Source organism: Vreelandella populi, from assembly GCF_003989825.1.
Taxonomy (GTDB): domain Bacteria; phylum Pseudomonadota; class Gammaproteobacteria; order Pseudomonadales; family Halomonadaceae; genus Vreelandella; species Vreelandella populi.
In genome coordinates this window covers 31273-57024 of the sequence record NZ_RZHE01000005.1, presented here as the reverse complement: position 1 = coordinate 57024, position 25752 = coordinate 31273, and the positions used below count along the sequence as shown (strand labels likewise).

The window sequence follows — 25752 nt, the reverse complement described above, 5'->3', positions numbered from 1 at the left end:
GCTTATGTGAACAGCACTATAGATCATTAGTTCTTTCAGTATTTAGTTTTCGTGCTTGGCAGGAAGAGGCTTGAAGAAACGATAGCCTCAGCCACGGTATACGCAGCCGTAGCCGTTTACAAAGACGGGTAAAGGGGGCACCCATTAAAGCGGCAGCCGCTTAACGGGCAGCTGCCTTCCTGAATGTATGCCGTACTCGCTCTCAGCGTGACTTTTCGTTGTTCTGCTGATGGCCTGCTGAATCCAAGGGCTGCGCTGTTTCCGGACGATCTAGAAACTGCCCCGCCTTCCAAGGGAAACGGCCAAAATCATTCACGTCTTCGGGTTCGCCCTTGCGAGTCTCTCGGTAGTTGGGCACCGAAAGCTCCATCAAATCCGGGCGGCCGCCCCAGGCGGTGCTATCCACTTCGGCGCGGTGCGCCTCGCGCATTGCTTTGAGTTCTTCCGCGCTGCTATTGGCATACAAATCGCGCCAGTAGGTAGCAGGTCTACCGCGCTTGTCTGCTTCGTCATAAGCCTTTGTGGTGGGATCGAGATGACGGAAAGGCTCTAATTCAGGCACGTCTGGAAGCGGCTGAGAGACATCCATATAACGCTGCAACATATCCCAAATAGCGTACAGCTGGGCGATACTACCATCCACGGAAAAGCTGAACTCCAGCGGATCTTTGGTATGCGGGAGACGGCTTCGATGCGGGTAACGGTGAATCAATTTAAAGGAATGAAACTGCGACCCCTGGGTACCCACTGTCATCTCAATATAAGCATCAAATTCGTAGAATGAAAAATTGCCAATTTCCGTATTGATCAAACCTGTACGGCGACAGAAAGCATAATTATCCGACCAATTGCGATTACCTTTATAAAATTTTATTTCATACTTTTCCCAAAGCCATCGGAGAAGAGTCGCAACACCACAAATACCACCAATGGTCAGGGGAATGCCGATAATGAGAAAGGGAAAGCTGGGCTCATCGACAAATAGTTGTCCTACCGTCCCTACAACCGAAACGAAAATGGCAATGCCAGTAAATACCCAGCCACCTCCACCAGTAAAACTAAAAAGGTGAGAAAAGATAATAAAAAAGAACCTAGCAATTCGATATAGGTCATTAGCATTTTCATCGACTCGTTTAGACCAACGTGACTCGTTGATCATGGTGTAGTCATGATAATCATCGCCGATATATTGGTACTCCCGAAACCAAAGATCCGAGTATTGATAAGTAGTAGGATTTACCCCCAGATAACTACCCCAAGGCAGACGGGTTTCTAGTATGCGCCCGCGCAACATCTCATTTTGAGGAGCGTAGCTCTGCTCAGGAATAGCATTGGCGCGGTAGGCGGTTTCTGCGTAGCCTTCCGCTGGCGTTAGCGGTTCGTTTTGCAAGCTCATCAACGGGCTCCCTGCTGGCGCCATACCCAAGTCAACGAGGAGGGGTGCGTGGTAAAGGTCATTTCGTCCTCAATGGATTGATAGGTTCTGCTAGCCCGATCCCAAAACTGAATGGAGCCGTGGCCCGTTAGATCGTCAAGGTACAGGCGCACCAGATTGGCTTTTTGGTGATACTCCCGCGTGTAATCGGGCTCATGCTGGAAACGCTCACGGCTAGTGCGCAGCCAGTTTGGATCTACGCCTAAATGTGAACGAGGAATACCTGTGCGTCGCCATTCGCGAGGCAAACTGATCCCCAGATAACGGATAGCATTATCTTCAGGGTCTTCCGCTTCTGCGGAGGCCACCAAGCGTTGGCCTTTTACGACAGAGTAATACTGATAAGTGAACCCCATATCGGGCACCGGTGCCAAGTAGTCGGCGCTGACTCCTAAAGGGGGAAGCTGAAATTCGCCATAGCGTAACCCGGCGCAGCTGAACTTGACCGCGATATCGCAGTCGGCAAAGCGCGGTGTTCGCTCAGCTAACGCTCGAGGAGATACCAGTTCAGCATAGGTGTCATGCAGCCCCTGCAGTAGGTAAAGATAGGCTTGATGGGGGCTGACCCCTCTTAGCTGTACCAGATAATCATGAATAGCGACTGAATCACTGTCGTCTTCTTGATCTGATAGCTTAGCAAGGCGTCCTTCAAGCTCATCGCGACGGCTGCCAAACGGGCCATACTGTACCCAGAGAGAGAAACCATCATCTCGGTTATTAGTCGCTAGATATTGAAAAAAAACAGAGGCGACAAGGCTGACTATCGTTATTGGTACGGGCCTTGATGTACCTACCCATCCCAGCATCCGATTGACTAATTGATTACGCGTTAATTGAGCTTTGGATATACGCCCGGCGGCTTCACCAAAGCCCGAACCGTAAACGGTAGCTACCCCCATTGAAGCAGCTTGAGCGGCGGTCAACCATGCAGCCCGCTGCTCGCCACGCTGGGCCAGTTGATAAGCATCATTAGCCACTAGGGTGGTGGTCAATAGACCAGCAACCAATGTAAAACCACCTCTATATCGCGCAGCCTCGCCCATGGCATCTTGCCAAGCCATTGGTTTAACGTATGAACTATCCAGAAAGTTATTAATCTTAACAGCTATGTTCCATTGGCTATTAGCGAGCTTTAAACCTTGAGCGCTTAATAAAAATGCATCAAATCCTGCACTCCCTAACTTTGCTCCACTTTCTAAATCCCAATTTGGAAGAAACTCCGCGCTGCTATTTAATAGATTAAAGGTTTCGAGCACTGCCAAAACAGCCCAAAAAGCCGTATAGCCTGTACGCGCGCCATAAAAACGCCATTCGCCCGTTTCGCGGCCAGTAACGCGAACGGCCTGGCTGCCCGATGACGAGACAGCATTGCCGCCCAAGGCATTAGTAGTCGCAGTGGCCTGCAGGGCTGCACTAGCTTGGGCCATTTCAGCGGTGACTGTTTTAAACTCGCGCGGAGCAATCCAGACAATTCCGCCACCTTGGAGTTCGGCTTTAATCGGTAGCCCACCTCCCAAGGCCCCTTTTAGATCAGCATAGTCCGAAGCGATATCCAAAGACATGGACTGGCCCAGTTTGAGCCAGGGAATGGCGGCGATCAGCGGAGGCAGTGTGTTGATGACAATCGCGTCGGAGCCATTGAGCACACGGCGTATAACATCTGCCGTAGGGTTGGTCTCTTCGACCAGCTGGTTCTGCAGGGCCAAAAGGTCATTCGCCGTCATCGTGGCGGCGTTGGCTTCCTGAGCTAGTATTTGCTGCGAAGCTTGAGTGATGCGCCCTACGTCTCGTGCGTAGGCTTCTCCCCAGCCATTCTCTTTGCATCGCTCGGGCTCAAATAGCAGCGCTGAGGCAAGATGTTCACCCTTATACAACGTCTCCAAAGTCGAGTGGCAGCGTGCGGGAGATTGGTAGTCACTCAGCTCGTCGGTCGTTCCCTTCGGGTCAAACGGCTGAGTTCCGTTGAGCAGAATATCGATACTACGGGCCAGGATGATATAAGGTTCCAGCAGGTTGATATCATCAAACAGCATGGCATCGTGCAGTGTGTGAACCAGGGCGCCCGGCGCGGTATCGTCCCAAAGATCGGCCAGTGCAGATAACGCTTCATCACGTCGTAACCGCGCCAAGCGGCGCTCTTCGATTTTGGCCAGGCGTGAAAACAGGCTTTCTCGGCTCCTATCCAATCGGCGATCCAGCCAGTCGTCAAGATAGCGTGGATTGTTTTCACCATCAGGACCTTTGTCCATGAAGCAGTTGGCATGCACCAGTTCCGCCGAAGCGCCATGGGGGTGGTATTTCATGCTTTCTGCCAACACCATTAGCAGCTCGGTGCTGGCCTGTATATCGGCGATGAGGTGTTCGGTTGCCTGCTTGGGGTCACGCAGGAAGATACAGCAGAGCTTCTGATCGCGTAACGGCGCGAAACAGTCCTCCGTGGCCGCCGGTGTTGGCATAAGCGCCAACTGGGCTTCTTCGGCCTGCTCCTCATCCGAGCGCAGCGGGTTGCACCACTGTTGCAGCAGCGTGCCACGCAGCGCTGGTGAGAAATTGCGCTGCCGGCGCGCCATGTCAATATCCGGAAATGAGGCTTCCTGCTCATCGGAATCGAAGAAGGTTCGCTCAGAGGCGAGCTGATCAAGCAGTGCGCTCCAGCCTTCTGCCGTAAGATCTTCAATATAGTCGCGCGGGCTGCCCCATGCTTGCTCATATACCGCATCGCGGGCGCGCATGGGCGGCAACCAGTCCAACCAGGCTTTACCCGCACACGCATCACGGTTGACCTCAAGCCCGTGCTGGTAAAGGTTTTGTCCCTGCCCTTGAAGCATGACGCTAACAGCGGACTCGTTCAGCGCTAGAGGCTGGCAACGCTTTTCGATCAGATCTGGATTGGCTTCCAATTGTTCGATATGCACCCAAGGCCAGGGATGGTCAGAGAAGGCCAGGCGTACATTGGTGGTCTCACCATTAAGCTTGAGCGGTAGATGCACGTGAGACAAGGCAGGCCCAGAAAACTCCCGTACCGTCGGTACTTCGCCCTGCTCACGGTAGGCCGCAATATCACTATCGAGAAACTGTAATGTGCCGTTTACGAGACGGGTGACGACCAATTCACGAATCAGCCGTCCCTGCAGAAATACGTAAATGAAACCACCCCGGCAAGGCCCTGCTGCCAACTCATGGTGGTCGAGGTACAGCATGGGGACAGTCGATACCATCAGGTTATGCTGAAAAGCTCGCTGCTTGGGGATCAGGCCGCATTGCGAAACCTCTTCTACCTGAAGCAACGGCACCTCGATATCGCCTATCTTCTGTACCAGGCGGTAGTCTGCCAGCTCTTCTTCTAAAAACTCTTTCTGCGACTCGACGATGGGCCCGAAACGCCCTTCCGATGCATCTCCTTCAGCCAGGCGTTCAACGGCATCGTCTCCCTGATAAAGCCAGTATTCATTCTGGGCGTTATCTTCATGATGGCCAGTGATTTCCAGATAGATTGCCTTGGGGCTGCATGCGTGGTTCTGTGGCATTCCTATGTCCTTTATCGTGTCATCGCAACAGAGAGTGGGGCGTTCACGTACGCGCTCAACTCTTCGACGAACTGTTCAAGCGTGTCACTACGCGCCAGCATACTTTCTACCTTTTCAACCGCCTGCTTACGCTTCAGGCTGACTTTCCAGGTAGCGTGCCAGTAGTGTTCCAGCTCGCGCCAGAGAAACGTGATGTCTTCTTCTGTTTGCAGAAGATCGAAACGGCTTATTGCTTCTCCCAGCAGTACCGTCAGCCGGGAGAACTGCCTTAAGCCCGCAAGCCGCTGCTGCGTAACGTTATTCAGTTTTACTGTCTCGCTCGGCTCGATCCCAGTACTGTTAACTGAGTCATAGCGCTCATGGAGGACATCCCCCTGATGCTGACATAACGGCCAATGCCAGCAAGCATTCTCCCCCGCCAGGGCCAAGCGATTGCCAGGCGAGAACAGCTCCTCACCCAGCAGTAGATGCAGAAGGGCAGGCTCATGAAAACGCAGTAATCCGAAACCGCCACCAGGCGTCTGGATGGTCAGGCTGTTTGCCAATCGTTCTTGCAAAGCATCCAGCGATTCCGATGTATCGATGACGGCTGACGCGGCCACTCCCGCCCACTCAAAACTACACTGATGCCAAACGCTATCATCGTGCGTGATATCCAATAACACGGGGCCGCTATCCCGCACCGTTTGATAGGGCGTGCCATCGTAGAGCCAACGGAAATCGGGCTGCTTCGCGATAGCATAAAAGCGACACAATACCTCGCTTTCTGGAAGGCTAGCCGTATCGACTAACCAATAACGCTTATCGCTTTGTTTAGGTAGGTTCAATGCATAACGCATCAGCCAGCCTCACCACGGCATGGGCAGTCGGCCAAGGGGCAGCTGCCGTCAGTTTGCTTTTGGCATAGCTGCACGATACTGGCTTCTACTGCCGAGGCTTCCAGTAGTGCTTCATGAGTCACGTGCGGAGTCGCTTCATGCGTCTCCGCAACCGCCTGCCCCGGCAACTGCGGCGCCTGCGCCGCCTGCCCACTACCCGAACCCGGGCTGCCGCCGGAGTTGATCTTGACCTGCGGGCCCACGATGGTGACGCCGCTGGGGTCGATTTTCAGGAAGCTGCCGCCGGCTTTCAGGGTGATCTCGGCGCCGGCTTCGATCACCACCTTCATTCCTGCCTTGTGGTGAATCTCCTGCCCGGCTTCCACCAGCTGTGCCTGGCCGATGTTGTCGTGGCGGGTGCCGTTCACGGTCAGGTGGTCGTCGCCGTCCACCTGGGTGTAGCGATTGCCGTGCACCGTGTGGTGATCGTCGTTATCGATCTCGCTGATGCGGTCGTTGTGCACCTTGAGGTGGCTGTCGTTCTGAATCTCTTCGGTGCGGTCGTTGAGCGTTAACAGCTCCAGGTCTTTCTGGGCGTGGAGCCATATCTGCTCTTCACCTGCCTCGTCTTCAAAGCGCAGTTCGTTGAAGCCGTCGGCCTTGTGGCTTTGGGTGCGAATGACCGTGCGGGTCTTGTGCTCGGGCAGAGGGTACGGGGCAGTGTTCACGGCGTGATAGGTACGCCCGGTCACCAGCGGCTGGTCCGGGTCGCCTTCCAGGAAGGAAACGATCACTTCGTGGCCGATGCGCGGAATCGCAATACTGCCGTAGCCGCCGCCGGCCCAGCCTTGGGCCACGCGTACCCAGCAGCTCGCCGTTTCATTGGGTTCGGCGTAACGGTCCCAGGGGAACTGGACCTTCACTCGGCCGTGCTCGTCGCAGTGAATCTCTTCGCCTTCTGGGCCCACCACGAACGCGACCTGGGGGCCGTCCACGCGGGGCTTGGGGTTGGGCGTGGCGCGCCAGGGGGCGTCGCCGGGCATGAAGGTGACCTGGTTGAAATAGCGTGTCATGCCGCTGGCATCGCTGTGCGTCATACCATCTTCTTCCAGCGCCTGGGGCTGTTCGCCCGTGTGGCGTACTGCCACTACCTGCCAATCGCGGTTAAGGCTTTGCGTGTCGTGGTCGGTCAGGCTGAAGCGCACACCGGGGGCGAGTTCCGGCAAGTCGCTTTCGGCATTCGCGGTAATCGCTTCGCGGCGCAGCTGCTCCAAGCGGATGCGGGTGAAGGGTTTACCCGAGGCGTCCTCCTTGTAGCGACCGGGGTAATCAAAGTGCTCGTAGTCGGTTTGCTGACCGTGGGCTTCCACGTCGCGGCCCAGGTGTTCGTGCAGCTGGGCGTAGGCGGGGTTCTTGAAGCTGTAGTCTTTTAGCGAGGCGCTGGCGGCGGCTACGCGGGCGGTGTGGCTAAGCTTGCGCACATGGCGCGTGGGTGCGGTGCCGCCGGCGCGGCTGTGGTAGGTTCGCTCACCTAAATTCGCCAGCACTTGAGGGTCATCGGCAAATACCAACCGGTGGGCGCTCTCTTCAAATTCGTGGAAGTAGAACAAGCCCTCTTCGGCGGCAAGGCGTTCGATAAACGCCAGGTCGGTCTCGCGGTACTGCACGCAGTATTCGCGCTCGGGCAGTTCGCGGGTGACGGCAAAGGCTATATCGGTAATACCCCGTTCATCGCATAGGGTATTGATGATGGTCAGCGGGTCGACTTTCTGAAAGATACGTGAGTTGTGGCGTAGCGAAAGCCGCCAGAGCGCGGGGCGCAGCACCAGGGAGTAGAAGGTGCGCCGGTGGCCCCGGTCGCCGCGGCCAAACTCGCTGACGATGCCGTGTATCTGGCGCAGCGCTTCGCCATCCTGCCAAATAGTCAGGGTGGCCTCGCGGTCCAGCAGCTCGGCCGCGTCCAGGCTACCATCGCGGCTGGCCAGGTTGAGTACCAGCTCGAAAGGCTGGGAGAGCGCCTCGCGGTGGGTAAAATCGACTACCGCGATGTCATCAACGCCGGGTAACGTAAGCGTGAATTGCAGTCCTGTGCTTGCCATCTTAACTACCCTCTCCTGAACCGGAACCAATCACCACGCCGCCGCAATCGACCGCGTGGCCTGTTAAAGCAGCCGGCTTGCCGTCAATAAGAATCGTGCCGGAACCTTGAGCAATCGCCCGTGGGTGCATGGGGTGCTTGGGTTTATCGTGGGGCTCCAGCGGGTCACCCACTCGGGCCACCGGTTTGCCGTCCATGATCACCGTGCCGCTACCCGCGGTGACGGGCGTTGGGGGGAAACCATCGTGGTCGGTTCCCATATCGCCTACGAGTACAAATTTCTGGCCCATTGTCACTGCTCCTGTTCCGGTTCCGCGTATTCGTCCTGCCTGCCACTGTGCTGTTGCGCTGACGGGTTACTCATCCCACTGGGCAGGGGCTTCGTAACTTGCCACTTCTAGCGCATCCACGTACTGACGGGTGAAGCCCGCCGCCTCCAGGCTGTCGATGGCCGAATGGCAGGCCAGCGGCAGGCGCGTTTGCAGCGGCACCCCGCTTAAACTGCGCCTCACCGCCATCAGCAGGCGAGTGCCGTGGCCGCTGCCCTTCCACTCCCGGCTGATGTAGAAAAACTTGAGCTGCCAGGCGGCTTCGTCATCCGGCCGGCAGGCCAGCACCATGCCCAGCGGGGGCCCGTCGCCGTGGCGCAGCGCCAGCAGGCGACCCTGCCAATGGGCCACCTGGCCGTTTTCCCGCTGCATCCACACTTGCCGGTTAACGGTGAACTCAAGCGCCCGGCGCAGCGTGTCGAGCACTCTTTTATCGCGCAGCACCCAGGGGGAGCGACCTTTGGCATCGGCCTGATACACCGCCTCGATAAAGCTGTCGATGTCCTCATTGCGCGCGTCCTCCAAAGGACGCGAGCGTTTTTTCCCCTGACGCTTGTGACGCGCCGCCGGCTTGGTTTTATCGGAGGTAAACAGCTGCTTAAGTTTGGTCAGCATTGCTACCTCGCTCAGCATAAAGGGCGGACGGCAGTCGGAAGCCTGCAGCCAGCGGGCGTGTGAAGGGGTTAGGCGCGCCATTGGCAAACAGACGGTAGCGCATGGTGCCGCCGTCAACGTTGAACCGGAGCTCGAGTTCGCGCTCGCTTACACTGGTGATATCGGCCTGTTCCAGTAGCCGAAACCACGCCCAGGCACCATCCTGGGCAACGCTTCTCGGTGAGCGGTTCACCTCGCTTGGCACCATCGTAATACGGCTTTCCGTCCCGCCCCGCAGCGCGTTTGGCCAGATCATCGACACCCGCTGGCTGGCACTGTGGGCATACTCAATCAACTGGCCATCCACACTGATCACGCTGCGCCGCTTGTCCGGCGACAGGCTGACGGGTTCGAGGGCAAACTCCACGTCCAGCGCACCGTCACGGCTGAAGTAGGCGCGCCGGATCTGCTCGGCCTGCTGAATGGCCGTGTACAGGCTATCTCGCAGCAGTGAATTGCCTTCGGCATCCACCAGGTATTCAGGCGCGCCTTCGATAAAAGGCTGCAGGCTGTCTTGGTAGAAGGTATCCAGCGTGCCGCCCGGGGCGAAGAAATCCTCGAAATCGCTCAGCGCCACTTCCTGAGTGGCATTGGGCGCCAACGGATAGCGGCCCGCCAGGCGCTCTTGATAGGGTGCGACCACGTCATCCAGCCACTGGCTTTCAAGATGGCGCGTAGCGCTGACCATCATCAGCTGCCAGCTCTGGTCGGCCAGGTTGTGCAGCATGCGGCCCACCGGCTCTGGTGTGCTGTCGGCAATGCGCTGCAGGTTGTAGATGGGGTCGTTACCGCGCAGCGACAGGCGGTCACGCACGCTGACGAAGGCGGCACGCCCGGCATTGCTCGACTCTTCGATCTCCATCAGGTAATCGCGCAGCGCCGTCACGGCGGCTTTGATCTCCTCGAGTGAAGAGGGGTTGTCGTTGCGCGCCTGGCTCAGCTGATTGATCGGCGTGAACGGCTGCTCGATGGCAAATGCCAGCTGATAACGCTGGGATTGGCGCAACGCCTCGCGGGCCTGCTCGTCATCTTCGGGGAGTTCGGGGTAGAGGCTGGTATTGCGCTCCACCGCGGCCAACAACCTGTCAAGCGGACGCTGACTGCCCACCAGGGCGTCTGCCACCACAATGGCCTGATGAATATCGGGCAGTGGCACTAGCTGGGTATCACGCAGGGCATCGCGCCAGCTGGCATGGTAATCCCCTACATAATGCTCACGCAGGGCCACTTGCAGCTGTTGCCGGTCGGCCTCGCTGAAGTTGATGTTATCGCGCTGGCCGAGCACCCAGGCGTCGATCAGGGCAAGCTCCGTCGCCCGGTCAAGCTCTTGCAGGAAGTAGTTCTCAAAGCCATCGCGGGTGAGCAGATGCGGCAGGCGCACATTCTCCGGGTCATCGTTGTGCGACATGAACACGGTGTTGAACAGCGTGCCCACACTGCGGCGCAGATCCAGCGGCTCGCCTTGGCGGTTTCCGGACGCCTTCAAGGCAGCGTAAACGCGCTCGTCGATGGGCTGGCGTGAAAGCTCCTGTTGGGCGGCGGCGATGCTTCCCTGAAGCGGCGCCATGGCCCGCTCAGCGCTCGGGCTACCTTCAGCAATACGGCCTTCCAGATCGCTATGCTCGAGCGCGTAGTGCAGGTGCATCAACAGACGCCGCTGAACCTCGCCCTGCTGGGGAAAGTTGCCCTGCCAGCGTTGGGCCATGAAACGTTCGACACGCTCCGGCTGGCGGCCGCTGGCATCCGACATCATGCGCAGCACGCGCAATAGAGAAAGCTTGGCATTGCTGCCGTCTTCGGCGCGGTTCATGTCGTCCATGATGCCGATCATCAGTGCCGGCAGGAACTGACGCTCCAGCATGGCAAGATAGGCGCGCTCTACCTGGGCACCAATCACATGGCCCTGATACAGTCCCATGTCCGCCAGATACGGCGTATGCGTGCGGTACCCGTCAAAGGTTTCCAGGGCATGGCGCAACCGGTCGAGCGGGTCGAGAAGTTCAAAACCGGTCGGGTCATCGCTCTGGAACGCTTCCGGCTGAGTGGCCAGGAAGGTTTCCGCGCGCTGTTCAACTGCGGCAAGCGACACACTGTTTTTCTGATAGAAGTGTGTCCAGCCGCCGACCAGAATAACGCCCAGCACCAGGCACGCCGCCAGGCTTGCCTTGCGCATGCGCTGGCGCCGCTGGGTAACGCGAGCATTGTCGCCGGCAAGCCCCGCTTCGGGGTAAATGACCTTGTCGAACAGCTCTTCAGTAAAATAAAGCGCGCTGCGTGTGGCCCGATGCGCGGGCTGAACACTGTCATCCATTCCGTAGCGCCGGGCCGCGGCATCCACGAACGGGTCTTCCGGCACGCCCTGCTGGTACACCGAGGTGAAATAGGTGCCACGCACCATGGCCGCCGTTGAAAAACGGTCGCTGGAGAGCCCTTCGGTCAAGAAGCCGAACAGCACCTCGCGCAGCCCTGCCAGTTGACGTACAAAACGAAAGACCGATTCGCGCTCTTCACGGTCGCGGCACTCGGAAAGCATGGTGGGCATCAGTTGATTCAAGCGCGCCAGCATGGCGTCGTAATCAGCTTCGAATTCCGCTTCCCACTTGCCGGGGGTATTCATGGATGCCGGGGTGAACGTGAACCCTAGCGGCGCCCGTCGGGCAGCGCGGGAGTAGTGGCGGAAGAAGTCATCAAAGCCGTGCAGCAGGTCCATTTTGCTGAACGTGACGTACACCGGCAGGCGGGTGCCGTGGCGCTCCATCAGCTCACGCAGCCGGCTGCGCAGCAGCGCCGAGTAGGCCTTGCGAACGGCTACCTGGGCATGGCTCAGGCGGGCAAGGTCCAGCACCAGCACCACGCCATCCAGCGGGCGCTGGGGGCGGTTATGCTCCAGCCAGCCGACGAAGTGGTCCCATAACCGGCGCTGGAGTTCCTGGGGTTCGCCCCCTTCCATCGCGCCCTGGGTCAGCAGCTCACCATCCGGGTCAATCAATACCGCCTTGTCACCGATCCACCAATCAAAACCGAGCTGGCCCTGCTTGCTGCTCTGGCCCGAAGCCTTCATGACGTGGGTCAGGGCGAAGTTCTGGCCCGAGCGGTTGATCAGGCTGGTTTTGCCGGCGTTCTCGACGCCCATCACCAGGTACCAGGGCAAGCGATAACGGCTGTTGCTGCCACCCAGGCTGTCGGTAAGCTCGTTGAGTACCTGATTGAGCGAGTCTTCCTGGCGCTCCACTTGGGACATGATGGGGTCCTGCAGGCGCGACTCTTCCAGTTGGCGCTCGTCATCCAGAGCGCGCAGCCGCCGGGCAAGGCGTACCCCCCAGATAACGGCCACTACCGTGACGACCGCAAGTGTTGCCAGCAGGCGGTTGGTAAGCGGGGCCAGCGGCATCACGCCGCGCACTTCCCAGCCAGGCCCCCACCACCAGATAGCCACTACCAGAATGACCAGCAGCACTGCCCAAAGCAGCGTTGAGAGGCGCAAAAGTCCCTTGGCCTTATTACCGTGCGCGTTGGCTCGGTTTTTTGCTGTTTGCGCCCGCGACAAGCCAGGCACCCAGCGGCTCAGCTTCGACGTTATGGTTGACCACATTAGCCTTTATCCCTCGTCCCTTTAATATTGACCGTTGTCAGTGCGTTTCTTGAATTGCGGCTTTCAGGCGCGATACCAGCGCGGGTTCCCACTGCTCTAGTGCCAGTTCCGTTACCGTTTGGTGCAGCGTGCGGTAGTGTTGCTGTGCCAGGCTTTCAAGCCCGGTCTCATGCAGCAGATCCGCGCTGGCCAGGCGCCAGTACGCGCTTTCCCGCGGCGTTCTGGCACTGCTTAAGCCCTGATCAAGCACCTTGAGTGCCGTGCCGAGATCCCCGCTCGCCACGGCTTCGCGTGCCTCTTCAAGCCCAGCGTGCCAAGCCTCGCTACCGCCACCCGTCGCGCCACCACTGTTTTCGTTGCTGTATAGCCAACGCGTCGTTTCTTCATCGACGAATGAAGCACCGCTGTTGAAAGTGAGCGCCTCGATACCCGGCAGGCGCTCCACGAACCGTTGCGTTTCATCACGGATCGCCTCGGCACAGCGGGAGTGGCCAAGCTGTTTGGCAAGCCCGGCGCTCAAGCGGTGGCCTTCCAGCCAATAGGGGCTTAGCGCCAGGCTATTCTCGATCCGCTGCCACAGTTCGTTGTCGCCCCCTTTGGCAAGCGCTTCGCGGTAGTCGGCAACGCGATCCGCCGAGACCGGCGCAAGCTCGGTCTTGCCGTTCTCCTTGGCCGCGGGCAGCGCTTGAATCGTGCTCCATACCGCATAGCGGCGCAGGCGGTATGCCAGCGGTTCGCCCGGTGACTGCTCGCCCAGAAACTCCGCCATCTTGAGCAGCGCCTGGCGGTTCGAACGCTCGTTGCCCGCCTCAAGGCGCAGCTCGGGCGCCTTGGCCGCCGAAGGCGTGGTGGTCGCCTGCTCCTGGCGAGCCGCCGGCTGGCTTGTCGATTGCTCGCCAGCCGATGACGGAGAAGCGCTCTGAGCAGCCTGCTGGGTTGGTCGCTTGGCCTTTAGCTGGCGGCTTAGCTCAGTCAGGGCCTCATCCGGCAACGCCTTCTCGGCCACTTGGTGCTCAAGTTCTGTCAGCGAAGCCTGGCAGGCGTCAAACTCATCCTCGGCATTATGAAAATCGAGCGTCGATACAAGTTTGATGCTGCGCTGGATCAGCTGTTGAAACAGCCGGGGGCGCATCTTGGCACCGCGTTTTCCTGCAAACGGGTAGGCGTGCTCCCACCAAGGCTGGGCAATGCTTCGGGCCAGCAGGCGCAGCGAGAGCGCAAAACGCACGCCATTGCCTCCGTGCTGCATGCAGTGCATCAGGTGGCCCAACACTTTCAGGTCCTTGCTGCGCTCGCTTAGCAGGCGGATGGCCAGCGTCTCGGCGGTCTCCCACTGCACATTGGCGTGCTGAAGCGAGCCAATCTTCATCATTTCCTCATCCAGCGTCAGATAGTCGCTGCTATCTTCCACCGGCTCGCCTACCGATGCGCCCTCGGCGTTAGCGGGCAGCGGGGCCAGCAAGGGGTCTAGGTGTGACTCGGCAGTAATTCGCATTAAACCTCCCTTACCAGCGGCACGCTTCGCGCAGCGGAGCAATTTCCTGACGCAGCCCCGCCACGTTGAAACGCAGCCCATCAAGCTCCGCTACGTCGCTATGTAGCGTGACTTCCTCGGCACCCAGCAGCTGGCGAAGCGTGTCGATGGCGGGCAAGCCTCGCCCGCCACTGACCACCCGGCCCGCGTCGCGTACGCGCCACTGCTGCTGCACCGTATGCCCGCCTCCCGTTAACCGCAGATCCACGCGTGCGCCACTGATGGGTGTGGGCAGATGCAGCTGGAAGCGGGTGATCAGCCTTTCACAGGCCATCACCATGATGGGTCTGGGCGGGGTCGTGCCAAGCGCCGGCACGCTAACCCGTACGCTATCCCCTGCTTCGTGCACTATCAGACCGACGTTTTCATCGGGCCTTGCGGCCTCCTGGCGCTCAATGGCTTGCCATAGCGCAGGCAGCTCGTCGTCGTCAACGCTGACATTGGCTTCCAGAAAGAGCGCGTCGTAACAGTTCAGGCGCTCCAGGCGGGAGGTTTCTTCCGCGCAGGTCTGGGCGCTCTTGAGCCGCGTGTCTTGCTCACCGGCCTGGGAAGGGGGACAGGCCAACAGGCAGAGCATCAGCAAGCCCCCGATTGTCCACTGGCGTTTTAGCAGCATCGCGTTCATTTGATATCCAGTTCCAGTAGCTGACATTTATGGGCCAACGTTCGCTTGGGCAGCCCCAGACTTTGCGCCGCCTGGGCGCGATTGCCTCCAAAAAGACGCAACCGCTGGCGGATAATGGTGGATTCGATATCACGCAGCGTCTGACGCAGATCATCAATGTCACCTGGCAGCGCAAGCGGCATCTCTTCAACTGGGGCCGCCACGTCATCCAGGCTGCTGTCTGCAACCTGGCTATCCTGTTCGCCGGGCAGCAGATAGGTGTCGATGTCGGCGCCGTTGGGCGTCATCGCGCAGGCGTAATCGATCACGTTTTTAAGCTCGCGTACGTTGCCCGGGTAATCCCGGCGATAAAGCAGCCGCAATGCGGCGGGTGTAATACCCATCTCGTCGCGCCCTTCCCGTACGCAGAAATCGGTGATGAAGGCCTGCGCCAGCTGAGCGATATCGTCGCGGCGCTCATTCAAGGGCGGCAGGGTGATGGGGAATTGGCCTAGGCGGTAGTAGAGATCGGCACGAAATCGCTGCTTTTTGATCTGCTCACGCAAGGGCTGATGCGTTGCCGCCACCACACGCAGGTCGGCACAGCGCTCTTCGTTTTCCCCCAGCGGGCGGTAACGGCCGCTTTCAAGTACGCGCAGCAGTTTGGCCTGCAGGGCCAGCGGCATGTCGCCGATCTCATCGAGAAACAGCGTGCCGCCATCAGCTTGGCTGATAAGGCCTTCGCGGGCGTGATCCGCTCCTGAAAAAGCGCCCTTGCCATGCCCAAACAGCTCGGACTCCAGCAGCGCCTCGGGAATCGCGGCGCAGTTGATCGCCATGAAGGGGCCTTTCGCCCGCGCCGAGAGCTGATGCATGGCGCGCGCCACGCGATCCTTGCCGGTGCCGGTTTCGCCTTGTAACAGCACCGCCAGGTTTGTCTCTGCCGCCCGCACGATATGCCGGCGCAGTGCCTGCATAGCGGCAGATTGGCCGAGCAGGTCCTCGGCCAGCTGGTCGGCCAGCGCCTGGCGCCGCGTGCCATCGTTGAGCTTGGCCAAGGAGTCCTGCAGGATCTGCGAGCGGTGCCGCTCGCCCTGCTCGCGGGCAAGGCGCATCCATAGCCGGCACAGCAGTGCTTCAAAAGCCGCCATGCCGGTGTCTTCCGCCAGCGCCTTCAACCTTGCCGACGTCCCTGCCAGCAGCATCACTCCTAGCCATTCACGCCCGCCCTCGACCCCGCGCAGCGGCCGTATGTGAAGATGCAGCGCAGACCCAAGCGTTGCTACCTGGGCCTGAAAGCCTGGGTGATCCAGGCGAATACGTGCATCGGCAACGCTCAGTGTCAACGGCTTGCCACTGCGGATAACGTGGGCATAAGGGTGATGAAAATCGCCGCAGTCGAACTGGTCCTCATCACCGTCACGGCCCAACCAGCGCCCGCTGCCATCGATGTAAAGGCACTCCGCCATCACAAGCCCTAAATGGCGCTTTAACAGCGTGGCCGAACGCTGGCGTAGCGTCGCCGCGCAGTGGCTCTCCACCAGCGTCAGCGCCAACGGCATGGCCGAAAGCTCGACGGATAGCGCCGAGCCAGCGGCGGTAGGGGCAACGGGCTGCGTCATGGGCTAGGCAACCTCTGCGGTGAAGGTGCCGTTTTTGGGGTCTACTCCCAGCACCACGCTGGAAACCGTCTCGCGGCGTGCCATGCGCTCAAGCAAGGCCCTTGAAAGCGGCGGCAGCAGCTCGCCATCGATGACCGATTCAAGCATGCGCGCGCCATTTTCGCTGCGCGTGGCCCGCGCGCATATGGCTTCGGCCAAGGCGTCTTCCAGCACTACCTCGGCCTGGCGGTGGCGTTCACGGATGCGCGTGGCCAAGGTCGTGAGCTTGGCGTTGACGATATCGCGCAGCGTATCGCCATTGAGCGGCAGGTAAGGCACCACTTCCATGCGCGCCAGCAGGGCCGGCTTGAAGAACTCGGCAAGCTCTGGGTAAAGCGCTTCATCCAGAGCCGAGGCATCCTCGCTGTGAGTAACGATCGCTTCATAGCCCAGATTGGAGGTAAGGAAGAAGAGCACGTTCTTGCAATCGATCAGCCGCCCTTCGCCATCAGCAAGCTCGCCCTTGTCGAACGCCTGATAGAAGAGGTTGAGCACATCCGGGTGGGCTTTTTCCACTTCATCCAGCAGAACGACCGAGTAAGGGCGTTGACGGATGGCTTCGGTCAAAAGCCCGCCTTCACCAAACCCGACATAGCCAGGGGGCGAGCCGATCAGCCGGGAGACCGTGTGCTTCTCCTGGTATTCGGACATATTGATGGTGGTCAGGAACTGGCGGCCGCCGTACAGCTGCTCAGCGATCTGCACCACGGTTTCCGTTTTGCCCACGCCGCTTGGGCCGACGAGCAGGAAGGCCCCCAAGGGGCGGCCCGGGCGGCGCAGATCCGCACGCGCGGTCAGCAGATGGCGGTGCACCCGCTCGATCGCAATGTCCTGCCCCTTGATCAGGCTACCCAGATGCGTAGGGAGTTCGGTCAGGCGCGTCAGTTCATCACTGGTCATGCGCTCTACCGGCACCCCCGTCCAGTCACCGATGACCTGGGCAATCTGGGCTTCTTCAACGCTTGGGTTCACCAGCGCATGGGCCTGCTGCAGGCGCGTCAGTTGCTGCTCGCGTTCGGCAAGCTCTGCGTGTAGCTGTTCGGGCGAGCGCGGCTCGGTCGGCTGCTCATCGTCTTGGTTACTTTCGCTTGCGACATCGGCATCCAACAACTGGCGGTGCAGCGTGACGATAGCGTCGACGCATTCACGCTGCTCCTGCCAGGCGGCTTCCAGGGTAGCGAGCTCGGCTTCAAGTGCCGCCAGACGCTCAGTGAGCGCCTGGCCCATCGAGGCATCCGGCTCGCGGCCCAGCAGTTTTTCACGGGCCAGCTGGTCGCGCTCGCGCAGGGCGGCGGTGTATTCGCTTTGCAGGTGGCTCAACTTGCGCGGCGGTGTATCCAGCGCTTGCGCCAGGCGCGTGCACGCCGTATCCAGCACGTCGATGGCTTTATCGGGCAGTTGTCGCCCGGCCAGATAGCGGGCAGAAAGCGATGCCGCGGCGCGCAGGCCGCTATCGCCGATGAGTACGCCATGAGCGCGCTCATACACGTCCCGCAGCCCGCGTAGAATCACCAAAGCCTGCTCAACGCTGGGTTCGGAAAGTGCCACAGGCTGGAAGCGCCGCGAAAGCGCCGGGTCCTTCTCGAAGTACTTCTTGTACTCGCGCCAGGTGGTCGCGGCAATCGTGCGCAGCTCACCACGCGCCAGCGCCGGTTTCAGCAAGTTGGCAGCGTCGCCCCCGCCCTCCTGATTACCCGCGCCAATCAGCGTATGCGCTTCATCGATAAACAGCAGCGTCGGGCGCGGGGCGTTCTTGACCTCATCGATCACGGCCTTGAGACGTTTTTCAAACTCGCCTTTTACGGCGGCCCCTGCCTGCAACGCGCCCAGGTCTAGTGTTAAAAGCTCTACACCCGCCAGGGCGGTGGGCACCTGGCCTGCCACGATACGCGCGGCCAGCCCTTCCACCACAGCGCTTTTGCCAACGCCAGCATCGCCGATCACGATTGGGTTGTTCTTGCGCCGACGTCCCAGGATATCAAGCATTTGATCGATTTCAGGGTCGCGGCCGAGCACCGGGTCCAGCTCGCCGTTGCGCGCCTGCTCGGTGAGCGAGGTGGCAAAGCGGCCAAGCGCGCTGTCATCGCTTGGGCCAGAGGTACCGGTACGCTGGGCGCTGGCGTCCGCCTCTTGCGGTGCTTCTGCCGAGTCGGCGGTCAGGCGATTGAGGTGGCGGCGCAAATTTTCCCGGTTGATCTCGGAAAGCAGCCGCACGGAACCGACGCCCAGGTAGCGCTCCGGATTGTGCAGCAGCGCAGTAAATATGGTGCCACTACGTAAGGTTTGGTGCTGATATTCGGTGGATGCCAGCAGCCATGCATCCTGCAGCAACTCGACGAGTAACGGTGAAAAGCTGGGCGTCGCTATTTCCAGGTTGCGCGGCGGGCGCGTCTCTTCTGCCAACTGGGCACGCAAGGCGGCCGTATCGACCGTGAGGCTTTCACAGATGCAGCGCACATCACATAGCGGCTGGTCGAGCATCGCCTGAAGCAGATGCCCGGCGGTTACTTCAGGCGCTTGCTGCTGGGCGCAAAGCACGGCCGCTTGCTCAAGCCCTTGGCGAGCAATGATGTTAAGGCGATCAATAAGTGCCGGTAGCTCTACCCTGAGCATGGTAACTCCTAGCGATAAAGTTGGTTGAGAAGCGTGGTGATCTGTTCGGCCTGCTGATCGAGCGACCAGGAGAAGCCCAGGTACACCGCGACCATGGCAAGGGTGAACAGCGCAAAGATGCCCCAGGTCGGAAAGCTGGCCGTGCGCTGCGAACGCCCCTGCACCACGTTTTTAAGCGGCTGGGTCAGGGTGTCTTCAGCGGGCTGCTCAAGTGAGGAGAGCTGGTCGCCTAGAGCACGAACGATCTGCTCATACTCATCGCGCCCGTGAGACATGACGCGGTAACGGCCCTCAAACCCAAGGCACAGGCACAGGTAGATAAAGGCGAGCATGTCACGATAGCGCTGGGGCTCCTGCTGCAGGCGCGCCAGGATGGAGAACACTTTTTCTCCGCCCCAGGTTTCGTTATGAAACCGGGTCAGCAGCGAGTGTTCGGCCCACTTGCTTTGCCGCCCCCAGGGCATGCCCATGACCGCTTCATCGATAAACGAGCAGAGCACATAGCGGTAGGCGAGCAGCGTGGCACGGTCGTAGCCCTGTTCGGTCAGCTCGATCTCGATGGCGGCAATTTCGTCGACCACCTGGCGATAGAGGCGCTCGACATCGCCTGCACTGTCGAGCTGACGAACGCGAACCACCATGCCCAGCAGACTGCTGGCGGCATCCACTAGGGGGTTGAGGTTATGCCCCCGCAGTCGGAACCAGTAGTCTTCGTCAGCATCGAGCTGTTCGGCGTGGCTATGGATAAGATGCTCAAGGCCCCGCTCGTTGATTAGGTCTTCGTGGCGCATCTTATGCGGCGCGGCGCGCCCGCGGGTCGAGCTTTGCCCATCGGTGACAAGATGTTGCATGGTTTAACTCCTGATCGCCCAGAACTGCATTTCCAAACCTGGGAACTCCCCGGCCACGTGGAACGCAAAGCCGCTGGCGCCGTTAAGCATTCCCCACGCTTCGCTCTGGCGATCCAGCTGGAAGTAGGTGTAGCCGGCGTGATAAGGCAGCTCACGGGGAGCCACCGGCAGCGGCTCAAGCGGTACGCCAGGCAGCTGCAGGCTGATGAGATCGCGAATACGCTCGACGCTGGCGACCTTGGTCTGCTGCAGGAACAGCTTGCGCAGACGCTCGTTGGGCATGTCGGCACGCACGGCGAGAATGAACTCGGCAGATTCGATCAGGCTGAGATCGGAAAGCGGTGCGACCAGTAGCCCAAAGCGGCGCGACTGCAGCTGGATCGCTACTGCTCGCGGCTCAAGCACAGTAGAAAGCGCCTGACGCAGCATCTTCATCAACGGCTTGAAGGCCCGTTCGGGATGGTCGTGATCGTAGGCCGGGCACTCCGGCGGCAGCCGGGATTCATCGGTAAAGGTCACCAGCTCACAGGCAATTTCGTGCATGGTCTCGTAGAGACGCTCCGGATGCAGCTGCCCCAGGCGCGCCAGATGCTGAAAACGGGGCTGAGAGCGGTTAAGCAGCTGCAGCAGCATGAAGTCAGACACATCGGCAACGCCTGCCTGGTGAGGAGTGGAAAGCCGCTGGGCGATATTGCGCGCACGTTCACGCATCAGGCCTGCCATTTCACCCACGAACCGCTGCAAGCCGGGTGCCGCCTGTACGTTCAAAAGCGTGGGCAGGAATTGCTCATCCAGCACCAGGCTGCCGTCCGGGCGGCGCTCGACGATACGTGCCACGGCAAGGCAGGCATAGCCGCTGCGATCATCGCGCTCAAGCAGTAGACGCGGTGAAACCCGCGCGACTTCAAGCTCGGCGGTGGCGCCATCCTGGGAGTGAAGGTCGCGCACACTGCGCGAGGAGAGGCGGTAGCGCCCTGGCAGGTCATCTTCTGGCCAGCGCACTTCACCTACACCGTCGGTGGCCAACGGCAGGCCCAGGTAGACCACCTGGTTGGTAATGCTGGCATCATCAATCTCGAGCGGCGTCGGCTCGACGTCGTCTGCAGGCAAATGAAAGGCCACCCCATCGGGCGTGACGCCGCTGGCCCGGCTGATCGCTATGCGCCCAAAGCTGAGAAACTCGTTATTAAGCTCAAGGGATAAAAATCCGTAGAGGTAGTGGCTGACCCCCTTGAGGCGCGTATCCAAAAGCCCTTCCAGGCTGCGCTGTTGCTGCTGAAAGTGCTGGGGCTTGATAAACAGGCCCTCGCTCCATACCACTCGATTGCGGCTAGCCATTACTCCTCCTTCCTTAGCTCTACTTCACTGTCACGGAGGTGAACCAGCAGGTGGTAGTGCTCTCCACGGCTGGCGACTTTCACGACCTTTTTCCATTCCGCCTCGTTGGGCGTGGCGTAAAAAGCGATCAGCCCGATGTAGCGTGTCTCTTCATCAACCGCGAACGGCTCGTAGAACTTCCATTGGCCCGGCAGCAGGGTAAAGTCGTCGTGGGTCAGGTAGTTCGTGCCCAGTGCGGCTTCCAGGTCTGCATGCAGTTGGCTCAGGTCAGCCGCCATCAGCATGGAGTCATCCTTGAGCTGCAGCACCTGAAAGCGCAGCGGTGTGCCATCCCCTTCCACATTGGGGTTTACATTGGGCTCGGCCACCATACTGATATCTACCGTCGTCGGACGGTCTTCGGGGTAGCCCACCGGAATGGCAGGGTCGCGCATTACCTGCCACGTCTTGCCCGCAGCCTCCCGGGTCGATGCACAACCGGCCATAAGGAGCACCAGGCAGAACAGCCCAGCAAGGCGCAAGGCCGTTACATTCAGGCCTGGCGCGCTCATGCCTCCTCCCGCTGCTGACGGCGTACTGACTGGTCATAGCCTTGCTCGAATACTTCCCAGAAAAGCTTCTGAAAGCCCTGCTGGCGGCCAGAGTTCAGCTCGCGGTAGTAGTGCTGATACATTTCCCAGGCCCAGCTGCCTTCGTCTTCGATACGATTGCCAGCACCGCGGTAGGCATGAAAGCGCTTGAGCAGCGCCTCGGGCGAGAAGGCATCCAGAATGGCGCCCAGCGCCTGGCCGATGGCCTCTTCGACCGCCGCCTGATGCTGACCTTGATGACGCAGACTCTCGGCCACCGCCTCAGGGGCCGACAGATGAACGGGGCTGCGCTGTGCCGAGAACATGGTCTCCGCCGTCTCTTCAAACGTAAGCCCCAGGCGCAAAGGATTGTCCTCGATAGGCTGCAAGCGGCGGTCGCGAAGCGGATACTTGCTATCGTTTTGACTTTGCTGCAGTCGACGCAGACCATCGATAGTGGCGCGCAGCGTCTGGCCAGCTTCTTCTAGAAACGCCTGCTGCTCTTCGCTGTTTTGAAATGGCAGATCGAGCCCTAGCCCTCTCAGCAGCGGGTCGGCACCCACATGGCTCAGCGCCTGCGTAGTAGGCTGCTGCCAGCGATCTTCCAGTTGCTCGCCAACAGAGCGCTCCAAGTCGTTTAGCTGCCGTTCATCCATGCCACTGCTCCTCTGTTTTGTGGTGCCATTCAAGGGTTTGATATCGGGAAGGCGTACCGCTTCGTCGCGCTGCTCTTGCTGGCGCCATTCGTTAGTGTGACTGCGGTACGTGCTGGGGCTTGTGTCCAGGGGCTCCAGGGTGGCTGGCGGCGCGGCGTCTTTATCCAGCGCGACCATGGGGTCATGCTGCAGCGAACCGGGAACAACACCCCCTAGCGCTTCTATCGGGTCTTCCTGCTGGGCCTGATAACGCCCCGCTGGCTCGCTTCCCATCGGCCAGGCGGCGTGTTCATACGTTGTAACGTCGTCCTGCTCTTCGTCGATCAATGTGGTAAGCGAATGCATGCCGGGCTGCCAGGCGTGACGGTCGCCGGTATGCACCTTCAAGCGATACACTCCGATCGTCAGCTCATCACCATCGCGCAAGGCGACTTTCCGATTGCGGCCTACCGGCAACGTGGCGCGGTTGATAAAGGTGTGGCCGCTGCAGTCGATCAGGCAGAATTTGCCATCGATCTTGGTAATTTCAGCATGCTGGGGGCGTACCCTTCCGGCGTGGTCCTGCAGCAGCCAGTCGTCATAATCACTGCTGCCAAGGGTTCCTCCCTCGCCCTGGAAGACATAGCTACTGGACGAACGGCCTTCCAGCTGTTCGCTGTTCACCACCACTAGCGTTAAGGCGTCAAACGGATCGACTTGCATGCGTTAACTCATCATCTGAATGCGTACACGGCGACGCGTCGAGGTATCGTCACCATCAGGGTCTACAAAGGTGGTCCAGCCCAGTTGGCAGGACCCGGCATCGCCAAGGCGCATGGGCTTGACCTCGCTTTTCAGCAGCTCAAGCTCCAGGTCGTAGGCGAGCGGCTCGCGCAGTACAAAGCTGACCAGTGTCTTTAACGGCTGATGCTCTTCACCGTCGGGCAGAAAGTCGCGAAAGCGTTCAAGGCTCAACCCGCGAAGGCATAGCGCAAATTTGCCGTTCACATCGGCCACCCGCTCACCTGCAACCATGTCCTCGCCCAGCGTCATGCCCGACAGCCCCATGCGGCTACGCTGATTCGGAGGAATATCCACCCAGCGATGAATCCACTCCTCGATTTCCACACGGGCCAAGTCAAAGCAGTGGCTGACAATACCAATGACCACATCCGGAGAGCGCGAGCGCCCTGCCAGAAGCCCGGCATAGGCCAGCATCTTGCTCCAGTTGATGGGCGTCTCGCCGCGAAGGTCGTCATCGGCAAGCCCTACCAGTGCAAATACGGCCGCCGAAAAGCCGTCCCGCGCATTGTCCTGATAGCGCACGTAGTGGCGATATTTCCGCCAGTTCTGGTGCATCAGGGTCAGCAGGCGGTGGTTGAAGAAATCCAGAAAGTCGCCGGCCGCTCCCTCCTGATGCGCGGACTCGTGAGCCAGCGCCTCCAGGTAGTAGCTGGGTAACGGCGATTGCGCGCCCTGCAGCCCCAGGAAGCTGACTTCCATCTCATACTGGCCGTGCCCATCGGCCTCAAGTGTCAGTACGTCGCTGCCTGGAAAGCCCAACGAAGCAGAGGTCTTGTAGCGCACGCGCTGAAATGACGGCACGCTACCGCCATGCCGCCGCTCCTGATCATCGCCGTGATGACGGTGCAGCAGCTCGACCAGCTGGAAAAATTCGTAGCGTCGCGCCTTGTCGAGCAAGGGCGCCAGCGCTACATCAGTGGCTGCTGCCCTTCCTGTAAGCTCCATACGTAGCGCTCTTGGTTATGGCGATTGATGACCTGAAGCTCATGAAACGAATTGATGCTGGCGTAAAGCGACATGAATCGGGCGAGCACACTACCAAACAGGTACAGGCTGCCTTCATCGCCAAACGCGTCCTGATCAAGCGTCATGACAGAGCGCAAGCCGCGCACCGGCAGCCCTTTGCGCAAACGATCAACCGGCTGGGTGTCGATACTGATAATTCCCGTCAAGCGCTTCTGGGCAATGCGCTCGGCCTGGCGGTCTACCAGGGCGCGGAAGTCATACGCCCTCAATACCGAACACAGCGCATCGCGATTGAGCAGCGAGAGATAGTTAAGCGACAGGTTCGAGATCAGAATCCACAAAAGCCCGTCATCAATGGCGGGTCGAAGTACCGGCGTGGGTCGGGTAATGTTGGAAAACGTGGCAAAAGAGGGACTCTTTTCCGTGCCGACGCAGACATCACCAACGGTCAGCCGCTCGGGCAGCTCGCGATTGGAACAGGTCAGGGCGAGCGAAATGGTCTCCCGCCGCCCCAGGCACGCCTGCTCGTCCTCACGTATAAACGCAATGTCGTGATCGAACCCGTCGCTACGCAGGCTGTTACCGACACGCACGCGAAAATGAAGCGCCTGACGCCCTTTGTCGCGCTCGATCTGATGCTGGAAACTTTCGAACGGCACATACCGCCGTGACGTTGTCTTCGACGTACTCTGTTCACCTTCCAGACGCCCTACCACGCTATCCACACTGAATATTTCGTAGTGTGAGGGGGCCTTGCTGCTGGGCCGAATGCGGTATTCGCTGCGCTCACCAGTCAGATCGATGGGCTCTGCATCGTGCTCAAAGAGGTTGATCGCTGGCGTGCAGTAAAGGGCCAGGTGCTCGTTCTGGATACGCGCATCGGTCGGCAACGGGCGTGCAAAGACAAAGCGAAGCGTGACCCGCTTGGCCGGCGCATCAGGCAATACCTGGTCCAGACCCTGCACATCAAAGAAGTGGAACGCCTCTGGAAAGCAGAGGTACTCCTGCAGTATGCGATACCCCTGATGCACATTGCTTGGATAAGGTAGCAGCGCCTGGTCGCGCTCGAACCCGACGGCCTTCAATGCGTTGGCTGGCAGCGTCTGGCGCTTTCCATCGATGTCGATTTCAAGGCGGGTCAGGTAGTGGCTCATCCATAGATAGAGCGTGCGCGCCGTATAGGTATCACCGCCCAGATGCAGGCGCAGTGACGTGATGCCCAGATCCTTCATGGGCTGGTCACTATGTACATCCATAAACAACTCGACCAACGAGGTTTCCCGCGTATGCCGCGCCTCTACGCCCGCGTGTTCCAGCGGATAAAGCGTGACGTCATGACAGGTACGAAACAGACAAGACGTGTTTTCGACAGCGTTACTGGCAAGCTCGGTTCCCCGGTTTACCTGCTGATACTGGCTCAGGGAGTGCCACATGGGGGTAAACTGCACAACCGTCATGCTGGGCACCGGCCGCAAGTAGTTCGGCCACAGCATGCTGATCAGTGAGTGGGTAAGCTCCGGAAACTCATCTTCCACTTTTTCCCGCATGCGCCCGGTCAGAAAGGCAAAGCCTTCCAACAGCCGCTCAACGTCCGGGTCCGTGCTGCGCTCGGACAGAAACCGGCTGAGGTTCGGGTTTGCCTGTGCAAACTCGCGCCCCTGGCGCTTTAGAAAATTGAGTTCGTCACGATAATAACGGTTGAGCATGCGTGCCCCTCGGGTCAA

General features: G+C 59.7%; 17 protein-coding genes. All 17 read right to left on the bottom strand.

Features of this window, described 5'->3' with window-relative positions; all coding sequences use genetic code 11:
- Window positions 1–202: 202 nt before the first annotated feature.
- The 17 genes from ELY25_RS04925 to tssF all read right to left on the bottom strand — a co-directional run bounded on the left by ELY25_RS04925 (window position 203) and on the right by tssF (window position 25734).
- A complete protein-coding gene (locus ELY25_RS04925; RefSeq protein WP_126950177.1) occupies window positions 203–1396 on the bottom strand; it encodes a hypothetical protein in 1194 nt (397 codons plus the stop codon).
- Window positions 1396–4962 carry a hypothetical protein gene (locus tag ELY25_RS04920; RefSeq protein WP_126950176.1) on the bottom strand — a complete coding sequence of 1189 codons (3567 nt, stop codon included), beginning with the start codon at window positions 4960–4962 and terminating at the stop codon, window positions 1396–1398. Before ELY25_RS04920 ends, ELY25_RS04925 begins: the two co-directional genes overlap by 1 nt.
- Before the next feature lie 11 nt (window positions 4963–4973).
- Complete coding sequence (locus ELY25_RS04915; protein WP_126950175.1) at window positions 4974–5801, bottom strand: DUF4123 domain-containing protein; 828 nt, start codon at window positions 5799–5801, stop codon at window positions 4974–4976.
- Window positions 5801–7879 carry a type VI secretion system Vgr family protein gene (locus tag ELY25_RS04910; RefSeq protein ID WP_126950174.1) on the bottom strand — a complete coding sequence of 693 codons (2079 nt, stop codon included), beginning with the start codon at window positions 7877–7879 and terminating at the stop codon, window positions 5801–5803. The genes ELY25_RS04915 and ELY25_RS04910 overlap by 1 nt, the downstream gene beginning before the upstream one ends.
- A 1-nt stretch (window position 7880) precedes the next feature.
- Window positions 7881–8168, bottom strand: coding sequence for a type VI secretion system PAAR protein (locus ELY25_RS04905; RefSeq protein ID WP_126950173.1), 288 nt, complete (start codon window positions 8166–8168; stop codon window positions 7881–7883).
- Between the two features lie 66 nt (window positions 8169–8234).
- Window positions 8235–8822, bottom strand: coding sequence for a GNAT family N-acetyltransferase (locus tag ELY25_RS04900; RefSeq protein ID WP_126950172.1), 588 nt, complete (start codon window positions 8820–8822; stop codon window positions 8235–8237).
- Window positions 8806–12453, bottom strand: a complete 3648-nt coding sequence (tssM, locus tag ELY25_RS04895; RefSeq protein WP_126950171.1) for a type VI secretion system membrane subunit TssM — start codon at window positions 12451–12453, stop codon at window positions 8806–8808. Before tssM ends, ELY25_RS04900 begins: the two co-directional genes overlap by 17 nt.
- Before the next feature lie 37 nt (window positions 12454–12490).
- Window positions 12491–13948 (bottom strand): type VI secretion system protein TssA, encoded by a 1458-nt coding sequence (gene tssA, locus ELY25_RS04890; RefSeq protein WP_126950170.1) that lies wholly within the window; start codon window positions 13946–13948, stop codon window positions 12491–12493.
- 10 nt (window positions 13949–13958) lie between these two features.
- On the bottom strand, window positions 13959–14612 hold the full coding sequence (vasI, locus tag ELY25_RS04885) for a type VI secretion system-associated protein VasI (RefSeq protein WP_126950169.1): 654 nt from the start codon (window positions 14610–14612) through the stop codon (window positions 13959–13961).
- Entirely contained in the window at window positions 14609–16213 is a 1605-nt protein-coding gene (locus ELY25_RS04880; protein WP_126950168.1) for a sigma-54 interaction domain-containing protein, read from the bottom strand. The genes vasI and ELY25_RS04880 overlap by 4 nt, the downstream gene beginning before the upstream one ends.
- A gap of 3 nt (window positions 16214–16216) precedes the next feature.
- Complete coding sequence (gene tssH / locus ELY25_RS04875; RefSeq protein WP_126950167.1) at window positions 16217–18865, bottom strand: type VI secretion system ATPase TssH; 2649 nt, start codon at window positions 18863–18865, stop codon at window positions 16217–16219.
- A gap of 8 nt (window positions 18866–18873) precedes the next feature.
- The gene (icmH, locus tag ELY25_RS04870; protein WP_126950166.1) at window positions 18874–19716 is read right to left on the bottom strand and encodes a type IVB secretion system protein IcmH/DotU; all 843 of its coding nucleotides are present in this window, start codon (window positions 19714–19716) and stop codon (window positions 18874–18876) included.
- Between the two features lie 3 nt (window positions 19717–19719).
- Window positions 19720–21054 (bottom strand): type VI secretion system baseplate subunit TssK, encoded by a 1335-nt coding sequence (gene tssK / locus ELY25_RS04865; RefSeq protein ID WP_126950165.1) that lies wholly within the window; start codon window positions 21052–21054, stop codon window positions 19720–19722.
- A complete protein-coding gene (gene tssJ, locus ELY25_RS04860) occupies window positions 21054–21605 on the bottom strand; it encodes a type VI secretion system lipoprotein TssJ (RefSeq protein WP_126950164.1) in 552 nt (183 codons plus the stop codon). The genes tssK and tssJ overlap by 1 nt, the downstream gene beginning before the upstream one ends.
- Window positions 21602–22981 (bottom strand): type VI secretion system-associated FHA domain protein TagH, encoded by a 1380-nt coding sequence (tagH, locus tag ELY25_RS04855; RefSeq protein WP_126950163.1) that lies wholly within the window; start codon window positions 22979–22981, stop codon window positions 21602–21604. Before tagH ends, tssJ begins: the two co-directional genes overlap by 4 nt.
- Before the next feature lie 3 nt (window positions 22982–22984).
- Window positions 22985–24007 carry a type VI secretion system baseplate subunit TssG gene (tssG, locus tag ELY25_RS04850; RefSeq protein WP_126950162.1) on the bottom strand — a complete coding sequence of 341 codons (1023 nt, stop codon included), beginning with the start codon at window positions 24005–24007 and terminating at the stop codon, window positions 22985–22987.
- Entirely contained in the window at window positions 23971–25734 is a 1764-nt protein-coding gene (tssF, locus tag ELY25_RS04845; RefSeq protein ID WP_126950161.1) for a type VI secretion system baseplate subunit TssF, read from the bottom strand. Before tssF ends, tssG begins: the two co-directional genes overlap by 37 nt.
- Between the last annotated feature and the right edge of the window lie 18 nt (window positions 25735–25752).